Source organism: Actinomycetota bacterium (assembly GCA_005888325.1).
In the GTDB taxonomy this organism is placed as follows: domain Bacteria; phylum Actinomycetota; class Acidimicrobiia; order Acidimicrobiales; family AC-14; genus AC-14.
The window spans coordinates 58,461-77,752 of the sequence record VAWU01000025.1 but is presented as its reverse complement, the minus strand read 5'-3'; the positions used below and the strand labels follow the sequence as shown (position 1 = coordinate 77,752).

The following is a 19,292-nucleotide window of genomic DNA, read 5'->3' as shown; positions in this document are numbered from 1 at the left end:
CACCTTAGAAAGCGCGCGTCACCGCGCGCGTCGGCCCGAAGCTGTGGCAGGCGAGCGCGTGCAGGTTGCCGAGCCCGCCGCACACGAGCACAAGCAGATGCTCCGGGCCCTCCAGCAGGTGGACGAGCCCGCGGTCGTCGATCCGGCCGTTCTCCTCCGCCCGGCGGCGGTGCGCCTCGGGCCACGCGGTGGCAGGCAGCGCGGCGTGCTCCCACAGCAGCTGCTGCACCTCGGCCAGGTCGGGGACGTCGCGGGCGATGAGGTCGACCCACGGAGGAGCGATCGCCACCAGCACCTCCGCACCGTGGTGGGCGCCGATGAAGGCGTTGGTGCCCGGGAAGGCGAGCGAGGACCCGATCACCTGCAGCAGCTCGGGCCCGCTCGTGGCCGTGATGTCGGCGACGTCGATGGTGCCGGTCACCCCGTGGACCGTGACCGCGTTGCCCGGCACGCCCCGGCGCGCGGCCAGCGGTGCCCACGGCGAGCGCTCCTCCCACTCGGCCACGACGACCCCGGTGACCCGGCCGGGCTGGCCGAAGACGCTCTTGGAGGACGCGCCGACGACCTGCCCACCCACGTTGCGCATGGTCAGACGGGTGGCCCGGCCGATGGCGGGCGCGGGCCCCGCCTCGCCGCCGAAGCAGCCGGGGCCGTACGGGATCTTCAGCTCGTGGCGGCCGGGCCCGTTCACGAACATGCCCGGCACGACGCAGCTGGTCGTGGTGTTCAGGGCGAAGAGGTTGTGCTCGGGTGCGCTCATGGCCTCGATCGCCGCGCACAGCAGCGGCATCGCCGCCGGAGGGGCGCCCGCCATCACCGCGTTGACCGCCAGCTTCTCGACCGTGCACCTCCCGGCCCGCGGCGGCAGCGTGCCCAGGAGCTGGTCGGGGAAGCGGCCCGAGGCGATCACGTGCCCGCGGACGAGCTCTTCGCGAGGCGGTACGAGAGGCAGCCCGTCGCCCCAGCCCGCGTCGGTGGCGAGCCGGGTGAAGGCGACGACGTCTTCGTCGACCTCGATGCGCCTACTCGTCAGCCACTCGAGCTGGCAACCCGAAGGCCCGCAGGAGTGGTCGATAGTGCTGTCTGGCAATGCCTCGCACCTCGTCTTCCGGTAGCGTCTCCAACGGATACGGGAGCACGTGGATGCGCAGCGCGGCGCGGCCCGCGTTGGCGGCCATCGTGTGCGCGAGCGCCTCGAACTCCTGGGTCACGGCGACGACCGCCGCCTTCCCCCTGGACGCCACGGCGACCGTGTCGTGGACGCTCCAGGAGGTGCACGACCCTCAGTTGCCGAGGCCCACCACAGCGAGGTCGACCTCGTCGGCGAACGCCTCGAGCGCGGCTCGGGTGGCAACGCCCTCGTCGCCGATGCGGTTGCCCGCGCACCAGAGGCGCACCCGGGCGCCCTCGGCCTCGAGCGACCGTGCCCACTCGTCGATCACCCACTCGAACGAGCGCCAGGTGCGGTCGTAGCGGATGCCGACGAGCCTGCCCGTCAACCGGTCGACGTCGGGACCGGGGCCGACGTCGTCGTCGGGCGGCGGCGCGGTGGGGTCGAGCACTGCGATGCGTCCCATCGGGGCAGTGTACGGCGTGCTCTAGACTCTGACGTCCACGTCAGACACGGGGAGGCCTCATGAGCGCGACCGAGGGCGCGACGCAGCCCGCCACCGAGCCGGCGTCCGAGCAGTACGACCCCTACGAGGCGTTCGGCGACCTGGCGGGCGACGTGCGCGACCCGTGGCCCGACCTGGCGGCCGCCCGTCGCCGCGCCCCGGTGCAGAAGACGAGCATCTTCGCGCTGGAGGGCGTCGAGGCCCCGCCCGACCTGCCCGACGAGTACACCGTCTACAGCTACGACCTGGTGTCGCAGGTGCTGCGCGACAACCACACGTTCTCGTCGGAGGTCTACGCAGCGATGATGGGCCCGGTGATGGGCCACACCATCCTCGAGATGGACGAGCCCGAGCACCGTCACCACCGCAGTCTGGTGGCCGAGGCGTTCCGCCAGAAGACGCTCGCGCGCTGGGAGTCCGAGCTCGTCTCCCCGGTGGTGGACGAGCTCATCGACGCGTTCGTCGGGCGCGGCAACGGTCGAGCTGAGCTCGTCCGCGAGTTCACCTTCCCGTTCCCCGTGCAGGTCATCGCGCGCATCCTCGGGCTCCCGCGGGGCGACTACCCGCGCTTCCAGCGCTGGTCGCTCGAGCTGATCAGCGTGGGCACCGACTGGGACCGCGGCATCGCCGCCTCGGAGAAGCTGCGCGACTACTTCAAGGAGATCGTCGACCGCCGCCGCGCCGAGCCGGCCGACGACCTCATCAGCGACCTGGCCCACGCGGAGATCGACGGCCACACCTTGAGCGACGAGGAGATCTTCGCGTTCCTGCGCCTGCTGCTCCCCGCCGGCGTCGAGACCACCTACCGTTCGTCGGGCAACCTGCTGTTCGGCCTGCTCACCCACCCGGACCAGCTCGCGGCGGTGCGCGCCGACCGCGCCCTGCTTCCGCAGGCGATCGAGGAAGGGCTGCGATGGGAGCCGCCGCTCCACGGCATCGCCCGGGTGGCGACCGTCGACACCGAGCTCGGCGGGGTGGCGATCAAGGCGGGAGCGGTGCTCAGCGTCGCCATCGGCGCGGCGAACCGCGACGAGACTCGCTACCCCGAGCCCGACCGCTTCGACATCTTCCGCGACCCGCAGCAGCACATCGCCTTCGGCTTCGGGCCGCACATGTGCCTCGGCATGCACCTGGCGCGCATGGAGACACGCGTCGCCGTCGACGCCCTGATCGAGCGGCTGCCCGACCTGCGCCTCGATCCCGAGGGCGACGACCCGCACATCCGCGGTCAGATCTTCCGGTCGCCCACCGCGTTGCCGGTGCTCTTCGGCTAGCCCCGTTCTTGTCGTAGTCAGCCGTCCTGAGGACGGGTGTCTACGACAAGAAGCGAGAGAAGCGCTCACGTCGGCTCGTGGGCGAGCGCGTCCTCCCACGACGCCCGCTCCGCGATGAGGCGGCGGTACGCCACGAGCAGCCGGGGGCGGCTGAGGGCGAGCGCGCCCACCAACCGGCCGGCGCGCCCGTAGATCGCGACGAAGCGACGCTCCGCGACCGAGCCGTGCACGATGCGGACCTCGTCGTCGGGCGCGCACGTGCCGACGAACTGGATCTTCGCGTCGTACTGGTCGGACCAGAAGTAGGGCACGGGCGCGAAGGGCTCGGCGCCCGCACCTGCCAGCAGGGCGCGTGCCGCGGCCATGCCCTGCTCGGCCGCGTTGGTCCAGTGCTCGACGCGCATGTCGACGCCGAAGAGCGGGTTGTGCCAGCGGGCCACGTCGCCTGCGGCCACCACGCCCGGCGCCGAGGCGAAGCAGCTCGCGTCACAGAGCACGCCGTCGCCGAGCGCGAGCCCCGAGCCCTCCAGCCACGCGGTCTCCGGCGCGACACCCACACCGACGACGACGACATCGGCGTCGATCGCGCTGCCGTCGCTCAGCCTGACGCGCTCCACCTGCTCGTCGCCGTCGAACCCGGCCGGCGCCACGACGACGCGGAGGTCGACGCCGTTGTCGCGGTGGAGCTCCGCGCACGCCGCGCCCATCTCGTCTCCGAGGGCGCGGGCGAGGGGCACCGGCAGCGCCTCGAGCAACGTCACGTCGAGGCCGCTCATCCTGCAGGTAGCCGCGACCTCGGAGCCGATGAAGCCGGCGCCGATCACGACGACACGCGCGGCTGCATCCAGCGCGGCGCGGATGGCGAGGGCGTCGTCGAGGGTCCGCAGCACGTGGATCCCTGCGATGTCGGGAGTGCCCGGCAGCAGTCGCGGACGACAGCCGGTGGCGATGACCAAGCCGTCGAAGGCGACGCGCTCGCCGTCGTCGAGCACGACCGCTCGCGCGTCCAGATCGAGCGCGGTGGCTCGCCGGCCGAGCCGCATGTCGAGCGCGAGCGAGGAGTAGTCGTCGGCGGGACGCAGGACGATCTCGTCGGGGCCCCACTCGCCTGCGAGCACCTGCTTGGAGAGTGGCGGCCGGTCGTAGGGGAGCGACGGCTCGGCGCCGACGAGCACGAGCCGCCCGTCGTAGCCGTGTTGCCGGAGCGTCTCGACCGCGCGCAGGCCTGCGAGCGATGCGCCGACGACGACGATGGTGCGCGCGGCTCAGTCCTCCCGCGAGACGAAGTCGACCGCGACTCCCATCCGGCGCATGATGTCACGGCGTGGGTGCCGAGGAAGTCGAGCTCGTCGTCGTGGGCGGAGGCGTCGTCGGACTTGCGACGGGCTGGCAGCTGGCGCGCGCCGGTCACGAGGTGTCGGTGCTCGAGCAGGACGCGGTCGGCCATGCGCGCGGAAGCTCGCACGGCGCGTCGCGTGTCTTCCGCCTGGGGTACGACGATCCCGAGTACGTCGCAATGGCCGCGGCGTCGGCGCCGCTCTGGCGCGAGCTCGAGCAGGAAGGCCACGACCCGGGCCTCCTCACCCTGACGGGCGCGCTCGTCGCCGGTCCCGGGATGCGGGGCGTGCAGCGGGCGTTGACGGCCGCCGGCGTCGCGTGCGACGAGCTCGACGAGCGGGAGGCGCGCCGCCGCCATCCCGAGCTCGCGCTGTCGGGGCCGCTGCTGTGGGAGCCGACGGCCGGCGTGCTGGCGGCGGACCGTTGCCTCGCCGCGCTGGTGCGCGCCCTCACCGCGGCCGGCGGCGACCTGCGGGAGGGGACGCGGGTGCTGGACGTGGCAGACGGCGACCGCGGCGTGACCCTCACCACGTCGGCGGGAAGCGTGCGTGCCGCGGCCGCGGTCCTGTGCTGCGGCGCGTGGGCGCCCGAGCTCCTGCGGCCCCTCGGCATCGGCGTCGGGATGGTGGCGACGCGTGAGCAGATCGCCTACGTGGCGCCGGCCGGGACCGGTGGGCGCGACGGGCGCGATGGGCGTGGTGAGCTGCCGGTGTTCATCGAATGGGACGAACCGTCGTACTACGGTCTGCCGACCCCGGCGCTCGGCTGGTACAAGCTCGCCGAGCACGGCACCGGGCCCGCGGTCGACCCGACCGACGAGCGGCGCAGCCTCGCACCCGACCCGATCGTGGCCGGCCGGCTCCGGGCCGCCGCCGCCCGCATCCTGCCCGGGTTCCGCTCCGAACCGGTGGCGCAGGAGACATGCCTCTACGACAACACCCCGGATCGCGACTTCATCGTCGACCGCCGCGGCCGCCTGGTGGTGGGCGCGGGCACGTCGGGCCACGGCTTCAAGTTCGCCCCCCTGCTGGGCGAGGCCCTTGCCCACCTGGCCCTGGGGCGGGAGCCACCCGTGCCCCGCGACCGTTTCTCGCTCACCCGCCCGGCCCTCGCCCGAGGAGGTGCCGGGCTCGACCGACCCCGGTGACGGCCGCATCTTGTCGTACGCAGCCGTGCCCAGGACGGCCACGTACGACACGAAGCGGGGGGTGGGGGGAGTTCCGGGTCGCCTTGGCCCGGAATTCGGCCGATACTGGTGCATGCCTTGGGGTTGGCGCACGCTGAGGGGCTTGGCGCCCCCGATCGCGCTCGCCGTCGCCGGGGGCGTCGGCCTGGTCGCCTGCGGCACGTCGAAGTACCACTACGTGACCACGAAGTCGCCCACCCTCGTCTACAAGATCCCGGTCGGCAAGCGGACCCTGCGCCGGGCGGTCGAGGCGGCCGACTCCTACTACAAGGTCCCGCGCACGTGGAAGGTCTTCAGCAAGGAGCAGGTGCTGTCGGCCATGCCCGGCGTCGACAAGCTCACGCCGACCGGTATCGCCGACCTGGTCGCGGGACAGAACGTGACCGGATTCGACGCGTCGCCGCGGCCGTCGCCTGCCAACCTGTTCTCGGCCACGTCCTCGCCGTCGGGGCGCGAGATGGTGCTCGTCCTCGACGACGACCAGCGCGATTCGGTCTCGCTCTCCGACATGCGCAACTTCCCCTTCAGCGTCGACGCGCAGCAGGGGGCACAGACGGATCAGCAGTCCGGCGAGCCGAAGGTCGAGGTCATCGCCCGCGACGACGAGGTCGTGCGCCCGGGCGGCTTCCACGGCACCCAGGTGCTGTTCAACCTCAAGGGAGACCACGGCCTGGCCTATACGGTGAACCAGACGACGTTGACCGATACCGCGTCGCGCCTGCTCTACACACTCGTGATCGGGTGCGAGGCGAGGTGCTACGTGCAGAATGCCAAGACCATCAACGAAGTCGTCGCGTCGTGGACGATCAAGGAGAACAAGTGAGCGAGCACCGCAGCGCAGCGAGGAGCGCAGCTCCCATGTGGCAGGTCGGTGCAGCGGCCGAGGGACGAGGCACGGTGAACCGATGAGCGAGGCTGACACCGGTAACGGGAACGGCAAGCCCGGGCTCGCGTGGCCCGACCACGACACCGGGCCGGTGCCGCCGGCCGAGTACAAGAGCCGCCCGCGCGACGACGAGCTGCCGACGCGCAAGCCGCTGGCGCCGTGGGACCGCGTCAAGCTGCTCCTCGCGATCGTCGCGCTCTTTCTCTTCTTCTTCTGGGGCGCGGTCTCCGACAACCCGATCATCTCCGCGCGGGACGCGTTCTGGGACACGGTGCGGTCGAAGGCCTGGCTCATCGGGCTGCTCATGCTCGAAGCCATCCGTCAGCTGCACTACGTCTTCTGCGAGCGTGACGCCGGCTACCACCGCTTCTGGAAGGAGCGCATCTTCGGCGGCGTCGATCGCCGCTTCAGCGGTGTCAGCGACTGGACCCGCTTCCGCATCGCGCGGACCATCAAGTGGGTCACGTTCCTCGTCGTCCTCGACCTGGTGCTCGCGTCGGCGTTCAAGGTCGCGCCGGCCACCGCGCTGTTCGAGCTGCCCGTGCGGCTGGTCCAGGCCCTGCCGTTCGTCTTCCAGTTCGGGATCCTCTTCTTCGTCATCATCATCCAGTTCGTCGGGCTGGCCTGGTACGCGGGTCGCCAGGGCATCGACGTCTACTTCCCCGACGACGTGAAGACCCGCTTCAGCGACGTGTGGGGCCAGGACGCGGTGCTCGCCCGGGTGCAGGAGAACATCGTGTTCCTCGAGGACCCGGAGTCGATCGAGGCCAAGGGTGGCCACGTGCCGAGCGGCATCCTGCTGTGGGGGCCGCCGGGCACCGGCAAGACGCTCATGGCCGAGGCGGTGGCGGGGGAGACGGGCAAGCCCTACGTGTTCGTCGATCCCGGTGGCCTCACCGCGTTCGGGTTCGGGGCCCTGGCCGTCAAGGGCGTCTTCCGCAAGCTGCGCAAGCTCGCGGTGCGCTACGGCGGCGTGATCGTCTTCTTCGACGAGGCGGACGCGCTCGGCAGCCGCGGCGCGCTCACGACGGGTGGGCCGTTGGGTGGTCAGATGTCGGGGCGCAACCAGGGCCCCTGGGCCACGTCGCCGTCGTGCAACGGCCTCTCCTACCTGGCGCCCGACACCGCGTCGATGCTGTTGCACACCGGTCTCGAGCCGTCGGCGGTCTCCGAGCCGCGGGGTCGGTGGCGCGACGGGTTCTTCATGATGGGGGGCATGGGGGGCGGCGGCATGCTGCAGGCGCTGCTGACCGAGATCTCGGGCCTCAAGAAGCCGCGGGGCCTCCTCAACCGGTACGGGCGGCGGTTGCTCGGCATGCGGCCCAAGCCTCCGCCCAAGTACCGCATCCTCGTGATGATGGCGACGAACATGCCGCAGGCGCTCGACGAGGCTCTCCTCCGACCCGGCCGCATCGACCGCATCTACAAGGTGGGCTACCCGTCGAAGGAAGGCCGCGTCCGCACCTACGAGGGCTACCTCGACAAGGTCAAGCACGTGCTCACGCCCGCCGACATCGACAAGCTCGCGACGATCACTCCCTACGCCACCGGCGCGACGATCAAGGACCTGATCAACGAGGCCCTCATCCACGCCATTCGAGAAGACCGCGACACGATCGACTGGCGCGACATCGTCAAGGCCAAGCAGCTGAAGGACCTGGGCCCGCCCGAGAACGTGGAGTACATCGAGCGCGAGCGCCACGCGGTCGCGGTGCACGAGGCGTGCCACGCAGTCGCCGCGTACCGCATCCGCCACCACCTCACGATCGACATCGCCACGATCGAGAAGGGGGGCACCTATCTCGGCATGGTCGCGTCGATCCCGCCCGAGGACCAGTTCACGCAGTGGCGCTCGGAGTACGAGGCCGACATCGTCGTGAGCCTGGCCTCTCTGGCCGGCGAGCGCCTGTTCTTCGACGGCGACAACTCGTCCGGCGTCTCCGGCGATCTCGAGGGCGCCACGCAGATCGCCACGCTGATGGAGGGTTACTGGGGGATGGGCTCCACTGTGGCCTGCCACGGGGTGACGCAGCGGGTCGGCATCGGTGGCGGCGGCAAGCCCGGTGAGGACGACAAGAAGCGGGAGAAGCAGGAGCTGCTGCGGGGGACGCTCGGCGAGCGCATCGAGGAGAAGCTGGCCGACCTGCTCACCCGGGCCGAGCAGCTCCTCGCCGACGACCGGCGTGCCGTGCTCGCCGTGGCCCACGCGCTCGAGACGAACAAGACCCTCACGGGCGAGGACATCGAGGCGATCATCGAGGGCATCCCGGGGCCGCTCATCGACGGGCAGGTCTACGCCACACCCGAGTTCGCCGAGGTGGCCGAGCGCTACCACGCGATGGTGCTCGCCGCCCACAAGGGCCACGGCCAGGTCGAGATCCCGTTGCCGGTGCTGAACGGCAACGGCCACAAGCCGCACTTCACCGAGGTCGAGCTCGTCGTCGACCCGTGGGCCACGCCCGGTGCGCTGATCGACCCCCGACCTCCCGCGCCGCCTGCAGAGCCCTAGACGCGCTACAGCAGGTCGAGCCGGGGATACGGACCGCCGAGGCTGCGACGCGCGTCGAAGCCGACGATCCCCTCGAGGACGGTCGCGTACACCGAGCGGAAGTCGGTCGTGTGCTTCAGGTCGCCGTCGTCGAGGTCGACCAGGCTGGGCTCGTCGCCGTAGAACGTGCCGCCCTTCACGCGCGGACCGGCGACGAGCACGGGGCCGGCCGCGCCGTGGTCGGTGCCGCCGCTCGCGTTGGCGGCCACCCGCCGGCCGAACTCGCTGTAGGCGACCATGACCACGCCTTCGCGGTGCGGGTCGCCTTCGAGGTCCGCGAAGAAGCGCGTGATGGACGCGTCGAGCTGGCCCAGGAGCTGGGCATGCACCGCCTTCTCGTTGGCGTGGGTATCGAAGCCGCCGAGGCCGACGGAGTACACCGTCGTCGGGAGGTCGGCCTTGATGAGGCGGGCGACGAGCGAGAGCTGCTCGCCGAGCTCGCCGGTGTGCCCCGGACGGTCGGCGCCGTCCGCCACACCCTCGAGGTTGGCCGCGCCGGCCTCGCTCTCGGGCCGGCCCGCGACGACGTCGGCGATGGTGCGGCCGGTCGTGAGCAGGTCGGCGCCCGAGCGGGCGATGGCGGCGGCCAGGGGTGCGTCGAACCCATCGGGGTGTTGCATGGACCCGAACGCGGCCTTCAGCGCCGGTGTGCCCGGCAACGCGAACGGGCCGAGGGGTACGGCCGTCGCCGACGCCTTCTCGCCCCTGAGGATGCGAGGCACGCTCGCGCCGACCGCTATGGCGCGGAGGGGGTCGGTGCCTGTCGCGTCGAGCCACGGTCCGAGCCAGCCGGTGGTGCTGCCACCGTCGGTCGAGCCCGATTGCCAGATGTCCATCGACACGAAGTGGCTCCGGTTGGGCGCCGGGTAGCCGACGCCGCGCACGATCGCGAGCTGCCTCGCGTCCCAGAGGCGCTTGAGCCCGGTGAGGGCGGGATGGAGCGCGAGCCCGTCGGCGAGGGGGATGACGGCGCCGTCGGGGTGGCCGCCGTCGGAGAAGTTGCCGAGCTCACCCCGCGCGCCGAGGTAGCGGGCATCCTCGAACGGGATCACGGTGTCGAGGCCGTCGTTGCCGCCGTAGAGGGTGACGAGCACGAGCGTGCCCTTGCTCGACGCGGTCGGGACGGTCGTGGTCGTGGCCGCGGTCTTGTCGTCGCCGCGTGCCTGCCAGGGCGACTGCGACAGGGCCACACCGACGGCGCCGGCCGCGCCCGCCCCCACCTCACCGGTGATGAACTGTCGTCGGGTGATGGCCACGGCTGCCCCTTATGCGAGCACGTACTCGGGAGCCACGAGGGCCAGCGTGAGCAGGGACCGCGGCTCGTCCGCGACTTTTTCGAGCGCCCTCGTCGTCGTCGCTCCCCAGCCGTCGACGGAGAGCAGGTGAGCCACGGCCTCGGGGCGGGCACGACGCGACACGGAGGCGACGGGTGTCAGGTCGGCGTCGCGTGCCACGGCCTCGGCGAACCGCATCCGTCCGAGGCTCGACGCGGTCGAGATCCAGTAGCCGTTCGCCGGCCAGCCGCCGACGCTCGGTGGAACGAACGGCTCCTGACCGAGCTGGCGCAGGGCGCGCAACAGGTCGACGCCCTCGGCCCGTCGACCGAGCGCGCGCAACGCGCCCGCCACGTACTCGATCGGCTGCTTCACGAGACCGGTGCGGGTGCTCGCCGAGTCGAACTCGGGATGCAGGAACATGGCGCGCAGCAGCGCGCGCACGTCGAGCTCGGGCGTGAACGCGTCCGTGAGCTCGGCGACGAGGGGGTCGTCCGGAGTGACGGGGCGGGCGAAGTGGCTCCACAGCTGCGCGGTGACGAACCGGGCACACTCCGGCCGACCGGTGACGAGCCGCACGACGTCGTCACCTCCGAAGCTGCCCGTCTCGCCGAAGAGCACCTTCGCGTCACCGTCGTGGAGTCGCGGCGCGAACGCGAACTGCTGCGTGCGCGGGCTCACCCGCCACCCGGTGAACGCCCGGGCGGCCGCCTTGACGTCTGCCTCCGAGTAGTTGCCCGCGCCGAGCGTGAAGAGCTCGAACAGCTCGCGCGCGAAGTTCTCGTTGGGGCTCTCGCGCTTGTTCGAGTTGGAGTCGAGCCACACCATCATCGCCGCGTCCTTGGCCACGGCCTGGGCGAGCGGCTCGAAGCGACCGGCACCCATGGTGCGGAACAACTGGTTCTGGCGGAACATGAGCTCGGGCGAGCCCACCTTCTGGAGCGAGGTGGCGAAGTGGTCGTGCCAGAACAACGTGAGCTTCTCGGGGAGCGGGTTGGTTGCGGCGATCATGCGGTTGATCCACCAGAGCATCATCTGGCTGGCTTCGTGACGGCGGTGGCGGCGCACCGTCATGAAGTCGCCGAACACCTTGCTGAACGTGGGGTCGGCCATGGTCGCCACGCCCGGGTCGGTCGCGTCGGCGTCCAGCAGGTGATCGACGGTCACGCGGTAGCCGCGGGCCGCGGCGGCGTCGAGCTCCTCGGGACGGGCACCGAAGCCCGCCCGCCGGTACAAGTGGGCGATGCGGCTCCGCGTGGTCCGTCCCTGCGTGCCCTGCTCCTCGGCCACGCTCCCCAGCCTGCCAGTCCCGTGTGTGCGGGTTGTGATCGCCGTCGTCGGGCTGTGTGAGGAGGCGGTACTGTCGTGTCGACGAGCCGGCCGACGATCGGGGGTTGCTCCGTGGCACTGGATGAGGTGGTCAACGAGCACTTCCTGGCCCGGTACCGGGCCCTGCTCGACGAGGAGGACGCGGCGTTCGACGAGCTCGAGCACGCGTACGAGGACGGTGACCGAGAGCTCTTCACCGCCGACCTGACTGCCTGGCACGAGGCGATCTCGCGCAAGCTGCACTACCTGCAGCGGCACGGCGTGGACCTGAACCGCGCCGGGCTGGGCGCCACCGGGTTGGGCGCCCCGGGGTTGAACGGGGCGTCACCGGCGCGCTGAGCCTTCCGGCACCCCTCGTCCGTCTCCACCCCCGCCGGCGGCGGGCGATCGCCGTCTCGCCCATCCCTGCCGCCCTGCTGGCCCTCCTCGTCGTGGGCTGCGCCACCGGTCCCGACGCCCCGCACCCGTCCGCATCGGCGTCCGCGACCGGGCCGGCTCCGACGGTCACGCCCACGACCGTGGCGCCGGCCCCCGCACCCCTCGCGGCGCTGGCCGGGTGCCCGGCCCCGCCCCGCCCGCCGCGCCCGCCGGTCCCGCCGCCCTGGCACCCGTCGGTGCTGGTCCCCGAGGCGGCGCTGCCGGAGCCGGCCCCGCCGGGTGGGCTCAGCGGCGATCGCGGCCCCATCGAGGGCAAGGGCATGTGGGTGTGGCAGATGCCGGCGACCGAGGGGGGCGACGTCGCCGCGATCGTGCGCCGGGCCCGGGCCGCGGGGCTGCGCCAGCTGTGGGTGCGCGTCGGCGACTCGCGTCAGGGCTTCTACGGCGCCTCCGTGCTCGACCGTCTGGTACCCGCGGCGCACCGGGCCGGGATGGCGGTGGTGGGCTGGGCGTTCCCGTACCTCTACGACCCCGTCGCCGACGGGGCCTGGACGGGACGGGCGTTGGATTGGCGCGCCGCGGACGGGTCGAGGCTCGACGGGTTCAGCGCCGACATCGAGACGGCGACCGAGGGCACCATGCTGTCGGCGCGTCGGGTGGCCGTGTACCTGGGCCTGGCCCGACGCGCGGCCGGCAGCCGCCTGCTCGTGGCCACGGTGTTCCGTCCCACCGATCGTCTGTGGGCGACCTATCCGTACACGACGATCGCGCCGTATGTCGACGCGTTCGCGCCGATGGTCTACTGGGGGTGCACCGAGCCCGGAGCCGCGGCCACCGAGGCCATGGCGCGGCTGGCGCCACTGCGTCCCGTGCACCTCATCGGGCAGGCCTACGACATGGGCCCCGAGGGCGGGCGGTCCGCGGCGCCGAGCGCAGACGAGACCCGCCGGTTTCTCGACGTCGCCCGGCGCGGTGGCGCGACCGGAGCTTCGTTCTGGGTGTGGCAGCACATGAACGTCGAGGAGTGGGACGCCATGGCCGCCTTCGCCTGGGACGTTGCGCCCGCCCGCGATCAGCGGTAGACGACAGCCCCATGTCGGACGCGCCCGTCAATCTCACCCACGGTCCACCGGAGACGGTGCTCGACGCGGAGCCGGCCGACGCCGTGCGCGCCCTTGCGGAAGCGCTGGAGCGGCCGTTGGCGGAGCGACGCGACGCCGTGGCGGCCGTGGTCGCGCGCTGGCCCCGATCGCTCGACGCGTGGGCGCGCGCGGGCCAGCTGGCGCGTGACGACGTCGAGGCCTACGCCTGCTTCCGCGTCGGCTACCACCGCGGCCTCGACCGGCTGCGCCAGGCCGGTTGGCGGGGGAGCGGTTACGTGCGTTGGCGGCACGAGACGAACCGGGGCTTCCTGCGCGCGCTCGACGGCCTGCGCAGGACGGCCGCCGCCGTCGGTGAGACCGACGAGGAGCAGCGCTGCGCCACCTTCCTGCTCCAACTCGAGCCGGAATGGGAGCGACTGCGCGAGTCGTCATCCGTCGACCCGCGTCGCGCGTAAGGGACGGTATGCGCGTCAGACAACCGTCTCCGTCGTCCTGCTCGCCCTCGCATCGGTCTTCGGGCTCCAAGCCTGCGGGAGCGACGGCAAGAGCAGTGCCAAGGCGAAGGCGGCGAACGGAGCCACGCTGGAGGCCTACGACTTCCGCTTCGACCCCAAGACCCTGGCCGCGAAAGCCGGCGAGAAGGTCACGCTGACGTTCAAGAACGAGGGCAAGGTCGAGCACAACTTTCAGCGTGTCGTCACCGAGCGTCGACAAGGACGCGGAGGACGGCAAGACGGTCAGCGTTTCGTTCACGCCCGACCAGGCCGGCAAGATCCAGTTCTTCTGCAAGTACCACAAGGGGCGGCATGGTGGGAACGCTGGATGTGAGCGCTTGAGCGCGCTGGGCTAGAACGAGGGCAGTGCAGGCGGCTGCCCCCGACCACGCGACCGATCGCCCGCTCGATCGACCGTCGACGCTGACGGTGGGGACGGTGGTGTGGCTGGCGTCGGAGCTCATGTTCTTCAGCGGGCTCTTCGCCGCCTACTTCACGTTGCGGGCGGCGGCGACGGGCCCGTGGCCGCCCTCCGGTGTCGACCTCTCCGTGCCCGTCAGCGGTCTGTTCACCCTCGTCCTCGTGCTGTCGAGCGGCACCATGCAGCTGGCGGTGCGCGCCATCGAGCACGGACGGGTGGCGGTCTTCCGGCGTTGGCTGGCGGTCACGCTCCTGCTCGGCGCCCTGTTCGTCGCCAATCAGGCCCGGGAGTGGGCGACGCTCGACTTCCGTGTCGACTCCCACGCCTTCGGGTCGGCCTTCTACCTCATGACCGGGTTCCACGGGCTCCACGTCATCGGCGGGTTGGCAGCGATGCTCGTGCTGCTGTTGCGCGCGAGCGACCGGCGCTTCGACGCCGGCGCGACGCCATCGGTCGAGGTCGTTTCGTACTACTGGCACTTCGTCGACGTGGTCTGGATCGGCTTGTGGGCGACGCTCTTCCTCCTCAAGTGACACGGCGTCGACTGGTGCGGCCGGCGGCGCTCGCGGGTGCCGTCGCCGCGCTCGTGGCCTCGTCCGCCGCGCTCACCCGCGCCCAGGCGGCACCGGTCGCGTCGGCGCGTCAGCAGGTCACCGCGGTCGAGGCGGGACGAAGCCTCTTCGTCACGGGTTGCTCGAGCTGCCACGGTCTCGACGGCGGGGGGACGCAGCGTGGTCCCGACCTGACCCATGCCGGAGCCGCGTCGGCCGACTTCTACCTCTCGACCGGGCGCATGCCGCTGGCGGACCCCGGCGACCAGCCCGTCCGCGCGCGTCCCGCGTACTCGCGGGGTGACATCGACCGGCTGGTCGCCTATGTCGCGTCGCTCGGGAAGGGCCCGCCGATCCCGGTGCTGGCCCAGCGGGGCGGTCTCGCCGAGGGCAACGAGCTCTATACGCAGAACTGCGCCGCGTGCCACAGCTCCGCGGGTGCCGGTGGCGCGCTCGGCGTGTCGATCGACGCCCCGCCGCTGTGGCGGGCGACCGACCTCCAGGTCGCGGAAGCCCTCCGGACCGGCCCGGGCGCGATGCCCGTGTTCGGCCCCGAGACGCTCGACGACGAGCAGGTCGCGTCGATCGTGCGCTACGTCTCCTACCTGAGGAAGCCGGACGACCGGGGCGGCAACCCGCTCGGCCACATCGGGCCCGTCCCCGAGGGGTTCGTGGCCTGGGTCATCGGGCTCGGGTGCATGCTCGCCGTGGCCTACTGGATCGGGACGAGGGACTGACGGTGCCCGGGGGGACACAGCCCGGAGAGAAGCGCATCGCCGCCGCGCTCATCGTCAGCACCCTCGGGGCCCTCGGCCTCGCCGTGGTGTACGTGCGTGGCGGCCAGCCCCAGCTCGAGGGCGCGCTCCTCGGCGTCAGCTTCGGGGGGCTCGGGGTCGGCCTGATCCTCTGGGCCAAGTACCTCCTGCCCGGCACGCCCGTCGTCGGCGACCGGGAGACGCTCGGCTCCTCACCGGACGAGCGCGCCGCCTTCGAGGCGAGCTTCGAACGAGGAGAGCTCGCGCTCGAGCGGCGAACGTTCCTCTCGCGCCTGCTCATGGGCGCGGTGGGTGCGCTCGGCCTCGCCCTCCTGTTCCCCATCCGGTCGCTCGGTCCCAGCCCCGGCCGCACGCTCCAGACGACCGCGTGGGCGCCGGGGAAGCGGCTCATGCGCGAAGACGGCTCGCTCGTGCGCGTCGGCGACCTCGAGGTGGGTGGGATCGTCACCGCGTTCCCCGAGGACCGCCCCGACGCCGCCGATTCCCAGATCGTCGCCGTGCGCGTCGACCCCGACCAGATCCGGCCCCGCCCCGGGCGGGAGGACTGGTCGCCCGACGGCCACGTCGCTTACAGCAAGATCTGCACGCACGTGGGCTGCCCGGTCGGCCTCTACCGCCAGACCACCCATTCGCTCCTCTGCCCGTGCCACCAGTCGACGTTCGACGTGCTCGACGGGGCCCGACCCATCTTCGGCCCGGCCACCCGGTCGCTGCCCCAACTGCCGCTGATGGTCGTGGAGAACGGCGTGCTCGCGGCGCGCCGTGACTTCACCGAGCCCGTCGGGCCCGGCTACTGGAACCGCGGATGAAGTTGCCGGCCCCGAAGGTCGCCCGTTGGATCGACGACCGACTCGGCGCGTCGCAGTTCGCCCGGACCGCGCTCAACAAGATCTTTCCCGATCACTGGTCGTTCATGGTCGGCGAGATCGCCATGTACGCGTTCGCGGTGCTCGTGCTGACCGGTATCTACCTCACGTTCTTCTTCGAGGCGAGCACACGCGAGGTCGTCTACAACGGGGTGTACGCGCCGTTGCGCGGTCAGACCATGTCGGCGGCCTACCGGTCGGGCCTCGACCTGAGCTTCCAGGTGCGCGCCGGCCTGGTGATGCGTCAGGTCCACCACTGGGCCGCGCTCGTGTTCATCGGCGCCATCATCGTCCACCTGTGTCGCGTCTTCTTCACCGGGGCGTTCCGGCGGCCGCGTGAGATCAACTGGATCGTCGGCGTTACCCTCCTCCTGCTCGCCATCGCCAACGGATTCTTCGGCTACTCGCTGCTCGACGACCTGCTGTCGGGAACGGGCCTGCGCGTCGCTTACTCGATCGCGCTGTCGATCCCGATCGGCGGCGAATGGCTCGCCTTCCTGTTCTTCGGTGGCGAGTTCCCCGCGAGCGCCACCATTCCCCGCTTCTTCGTGCTCCACGTCATGATCCTTCCCGCCCTCATCATCGGGCTCCTGAGCGCCCATCTGGCGATCCTGTGGCACCAGAAGCACACGCAGTTCCCCGGGCCCGGGCGCACCGAGCGCAACATCGAGGGCTCGCGGCTGTGGCCGACGTACGCGATCAAGTCGGTGGGCCTGTTCCTCCTCGTGGCCGCGGTGCTCACCGCGCTCGGCGGCCTGGCGCAGATCAACCCGATCTGGCTCTACGGGCCCTTCAAGCCGGCAACGGTCTCGGCGGGCTCACAGCCCGACTGGTACGTCGGCTGGCTCGACGGCGCGCTCCGGCTCATGCCCCCATGGGAGATCCGCGCCTTCGGGCACACGGTGCCGAACCCGTTCTTCCCCGGCGTCCTGCTACCGGGACTGACCTTCGGTGGACTGTACGCGTGGCCGTTCCTCGAGCCCCGCTTCACCAAGGACCGCGGGCCGCACAACCTGCTCAACCGGCCGCGCGACGTGCCGGTGCGCACCGCGATCGGTGCGGCCGCGCTGGCCTTCTACACGCTCCTGTTCCTCGCCGGCGGCAACGACATCCTCGCGGTGCAGTTCCACGTCGCGCCGGAATCGATCACCAACACGTTCCGCGTGCTTGTGATCGTGCTGCCCGTCATCGTTTTCCGCGTGACGCGGAAGCTGTGCCGCGACCTCCGGCGCGGCGACTCACATCCGATGCAGCGTCCGGTGGGATCGCGCGTGCGACGCACGGCGACGGGCGGCTACGACGAGGTGGACCCCGACGGGCAGGCACCGGCCGTGCGCGATCGCGCCTGAGCCGGTCGCACGTCGCTCAGGTCTCCGCCTCCATCGCGTAGCCCAGCACCGCGGCGAGGAACACGAGACCCCCGAGGATGGCGAGCCAGATGCCGAACACGAAGGCGTTGGCGGTCATGACCGCGCCGAAGGCCATCACGAACGGCCAGGCGCTGCTGTTCGGGAAATAGCCGATGTCGCCGGTGCCGGCGCCCGGCACTGCGTCGGGGAGGTCCTCGGGGCGGGGCCCCCCGATGCGGCGACCCTGGACGCGGAGGTAGACGGCGACGAGGGCCAGGGCGCCGACGGGGAGCGTGAGCAGCACCGAGCCGGCCGGCTCGTCGCTGGTGACCCCGTAGAGCGCGGCGACCGCGGCGAAGAACACCGCCGCCCCCGCGAAGAGCAGCGACTCTGTACCCATGGACCGGCCTCCCGGCGTCACGAGCCCGTCCGGGCCAGCTCGGGGTGGCGGGCGTCGAAGACCGGCCGCTCGGAGCGGATGCGCGGGAGCTCGTCGAAGTTGTGATGGGGCGGCGGGGAGGACGTGGCCCACTCGAGCGAGTTGCCGCCCCACGGGTCGGCACCGACACGCGCGTCGTGCCGCGACAGCCAGATGTTCCAGAGCAGCGGCAGCACCGACGCGGCGACGAGGGCGCCACCGATGCTGGACAGCAGGTTGAGGAACGACCAACCCTGGCCGGCGCCGTACGTGGCGATGCGGCGGGGCATGCCGCGCAGTCCGAGGTAGTGCTGCGGGAAGAACGTGAGGTTGAACCCGACGAACGTGAGCCAGAAGTGGGCGCGGGCCCAGCTCTCCCGGAGACGCCGGCCGAAGAACTTCGGCCACCAGAAATAGAGGCCCGCGAACATCCCGAAGGCAGCGGTGCCGAACATCACGTAGTGCATGTGCGCGACGACGAAGTAGGTGTCGGTCAGGTTGAAGTCGACCGACGGCGCCGCAAGGATCGGTCCGGTCAGGCCGCCGATGAGGAAGACGAGCAGGAACCCCACGCAGAACAGCATGGGCGCCTCGAAGGTGAGCCGGCCTCCCCACATCGTGGCGATCCAGTTGAAGAACTTCACCCCCGTCGGGACGGCGATCAGATAGGTCATCGCGCTGAAGAACGGCAGCAGAACCGCGCCCGTCGCGAACATGTGGTGCGCCCAGACCGTGGTGGACAGCGACGCGATGGCCAGCGTGGCGAACACGAAGCCCTTGTAACCGAACACGGGCTTGCGCGAGAACACCGGGATCACCTCCGTGACGACCCCGAACCACGGCAAGGCGATGATGTACACCTCGGGGTGGCCGAAGAACCAGAACAGGTGCTGCCACACGATGGGCACACCCCCCCGGCGGATCTCGAAGAACTGACTGCCGAAGTGGCGATCCGCGTAGAGCATCGCCAGCGCGGCGGTGAGAACCGGGAACGCAAGCAGCACCAGGAAGCTGGTGACGAGCATGTTCCACGTGAAGATCGGCATCCGGAACATCGTCATGCCCGGCGCCCGCAGGCAGATCACGGTGGTGATGAGGTTGACGACGGTCAGCACGGTGGCCACGCCGGTGACGAGCACCGCGACGATCCAGAGGTCGGCGCCTGCGCCCGGGGAGTGGACGGCGTCGGAGAGCGGTGCGTAGGCGAACCAGCCGAAGGCGGCGGGCCCCGATGACGTGAGGAACCCGCCCAGCATCGTGAGCCCACCGAAGAGGTAGAGCCAGTAGGAGAGCGCGTTGAGACGCGGGAACGCCATGTCGGGCGCGCCGATCTGCAGTGGCACGAGGTAGTTGGCGAGGCCCATCCCCATCGGCACCGCGAACAGGTAGACCATCACGCTGCCGTGCATGGTGAACACCTGGTTGTAGGTCGACTCCGAGAGCAGGTGGTTGTCCGGCTCGGCCAGCTGGGCGCGGATGAGCACG

18 protein-coding genes and 1 pseudogene (1 of these 19 only partly in view) are annotated in these 19,292 nt (G+C 71.4%); 11 read left to right on the top strand and 8 right to left on the bottom strand.

Annotation, left to right across the window (positions count from 1 at the left end; translation table 11 throughout):
- Nucleotides 1-4: 4 nt before the first annotated feature.
- The 3 genes from E6G06_09285 to E6G06_09275 are packed head-to-tail and all read right to left on the bottom strand — an operon-like array spanning nucleotide 5 to nucleotide 1,577.
- A complete protein-coding gene (locus E6G06_09285; protein ID TML91711.1) occupies nucleotides 5-1,018 on the bottom strand; it encodes a hypothetical protein in 1,014 nt (337 codons plus the stop codon).
- Between the two features lie 4 nt (nucleotides 1,019-1,022).
- The gene (locus E6G06_09280; protein ID TML91639.1) at nucleotides 1,023-1,244 is read right to left on the bottom strand and encodes a hypothetical protein; all 222 of its coding nucleotides are present in this window, start codon (nucleotides 1,242-1,244) and stop codon (nucleotides 1,023-1,025) included.
- Between the two features lie 39 nt (nucleotides 1,245-1,283).
- Nucleotides 1,284-1,577: a hypothetical protein gene (locus tag E6G06_09275; GenBank protein TML91638.1), complete on the bottom strand. Its 294-nt coding sequence runs from the start codon at nucleotides 1,575-1,577 to the stop codon at nucleotides 1,284-1,286.
- A 59-nt stretch (nucleotides 1,578-1,636) separates the two neighbouring features.
- On the opposite strand from E6G06_09275, the gene E6G06_09270 reads away from it, so the two are divergent.
- Nucleotides 1,637-2,890: a cytochrome P450 gene (locus tag E6G06_09270; GenBank protein ID TML91637.1), complete on the top strand. Its 1,254-nt coding sequence runs from the start codon at nucleotides 1,637-1,639 to the stop codon at nucleotides 2,888-2,890.
- A 65-nt stretch (nucleotides 2,891-2,955) separates the two neighbouring features.
- On the opposite strand, the gene E6G06_09265 is transcribed toward E6G06_09270, so the two are convergent.
- Nucleotides 2,956-4,143: an NAD(P)/FAD-dependent oxidoreductase gene (locus tag E6G06_09265; protein ID TML91636.1), complete on the bottom strand. Its 1,188-nt coding sequence runs from the start codon at nucleotides 4,141-4,143 to the stop codon at nucleotides 2,956-2,958.
- A gap of 71 nt (nucleotides 4,144-4,214) precedes the next feature.
- Between E6G06_09265 and E6G06_09260 the strand changes: the two genes are divergently transcribed.
- The 3 genes from E6G06_09260 to E6G06_09250 all read left to right on the top strand — a co-directional run bounded on the left by E6G06_09260 (nucleotide 4,215) and on the right by E6G06_09250 (nucleotide 8,809).
- Complete coding sequence (locus E6G06_09260; GenBank protein ID TML91635.1) at nucleotides 4,215-5,375, top strand: FAD-dependent oxidoreductase; 1,161 nt, start codon at nucleotides 4,215-4,217, stop codon at nucleotides 5,373-5,375.
- A gap of 142 nt (nucleotides 5,376-5,517) precedes the next feature.
- On the top strand, nucleotides 5,518-6,237 hold the full coding sequence (locus tag E6G06_09255; protein TML91634.1) for a hypothetical protein: 720 nt from the start codon (nucleotides 5,518-5,520) through the stop codon (nucleotides 6,235-6,237).
- A gap of 82 nt (nucleotides 6,238-6,319) precedes the next feature.
- Complete coding sequence (locus E6G06_09250) at nucleotides 6,320-8,809, top strand: AAA family ATPase (GenBank protein TML91633.1); 2,490 nt, start codon at nucleotides 6,320-6,322, stop codon at nucleotides 8,807-8,809.
- Nucleotides 8,810-8,814: 5 nt separating this feature from the next.
- On the opposite strand, the gene E6G06_09245 is transcribed toward E6G06_09250, so the two are convergent.
- Nucleotides 8,815-10,104 (bottom strand): DUF1501 domain-containing protein, encoded by a 1,290-nt coding sequence (locus tag E6G06_09245; GenBank protein TML91632.1) that lies wholly within the window; start codon nucleotides 10,102-10,104, stop codon nucleotides 8,815-8,817.
- A gap of 9 nt (nucleotides 10,105-10,113) precedes the next feature.
- Nucleotides 10,114-11,412, bottom strand: coding sequence for a DUF1800 domain-containing protein (locus E6G06_09240; protein TML91631.1), 1,299 nt, complete (start codon nucleotides 11,410-11,412; stop codon nucleotides 10,114-10,116).
- Nucleotides 11,413-11,523: 111 nt separating this feature from the next.
- On the opposite strand from E6G06_09240, the gene E6G06_09235 reads away from it, so the two are divergent.
- From E6G06_09235 to E6G06_09205, 7 genes are all read left to right on the top strand, one after another.
- Nucleotides 11,524-11,790 carry a hypothetical protein gene (locus E6G06_09235; GenBank protein ID TML91630.1) on the top strand — a complete coding sequence of 89 codons (267 nt, stop codon included), beginning with the start codon at nucleotides 11,524-11,526 and terminating at the stop codon, nucleotides 11,788-11,790.
- Nucleotides 11,791-11,969: 179 nt separating this feature from the next.
- Nucleotides 11,970-12,911 (top strand): hypothetical protein, encoded by a 942-nt coding sequence (locus E6G06_09230; protein TML91629.1) that lies wholly within the window; start codon nucleotides 11,970-11,972, stop codon nucleotides 12,909-12,911.
- 11 nt (nucleotides 12,912-12,922) lie between these two features.
- Complete coding sequence (locus E6G06_09225) at nucleotides 12,923-13,387, top strand: DUF3151 family protein (protein TML91628.1); 465 nt, start codon at nucleotides 12,923-12,925, stop codon at nucleotides 13,385-13,387.
- Between the two features lie 501 nt (nucleotides 13,388-13,888).
- Nucleotides 13,889-14,380, top strand: a complete 492-nt coding sequence (locus E6G06_09220) for a heme-copper oxidase subunit III (protein TML91710.1) — start codon at nucleotides 13,889-13,891, stop codon at nucleotides 14,378-14,380.
- Nucleotides 14,137-15,135, top strand: coding sequence for a c-type cytochrome (locus E6G06_09215; protein ID TML91627.1), 999 nt, complete (start codon nucleotides 14,137-14,139; stop codon nucleotides 15,133-15,135). The genes E6G06_09220 and E6G06_09215 overlap by 244 nt, the downstream gene beginning before the upstream one ends.
- Before the next feature lie 2 nt (nucleotides 15,136-15,137).
- Entirely contained in the window at nucleotides 15,138-15,983 is an 846-nt protein-coding gene (locus E6G06_09210; protein TML91626.1) for a Rieske (2Fe-2S) protein, read from the top strand.
- Nucleotides 15,980-17,389, top strand: a complete 1,410-nt coding sequence (locus E6G06_09205; protein TML91625.1) for a ubiquinol-cytochrome c reductase cytochrome b subunit — start codon at nucleotides 15,980-15,982, stop codon at nucleotides 17,387-17,389. Before E6G06_09210 ends, E6G06_09205 begins: the two co-directional genes overlap by 4 nt.
- Nucleotides 17,390-17,405: 16 nt before the next feature.
- Here the strand turns inward: E6G06_09205 and E6G06_09200 are convergent, their stop codons facing one another.
- Nucleotides 17,406-17,789 (bottom strand): cytochrome c oxidase subunit 4, encoded by a 384-nt coding sequence (locus E6G06_09200; GenBank protein TML91624.1) that lies wholly within the window; start codon nucleotides 17,787-17,789, stop codon nucleotides 17,406-17,408.
- Between the two features lie 17 nt (nucleotides 17,790-17,806).
- Nucleotides 17,807-19,292 (bottom strand): annotated as a pseudogene (locus tag E6G06_09195) (cytochrome ubiquinol oxidase subunit I); it runs 34 nt beyond the window's last position.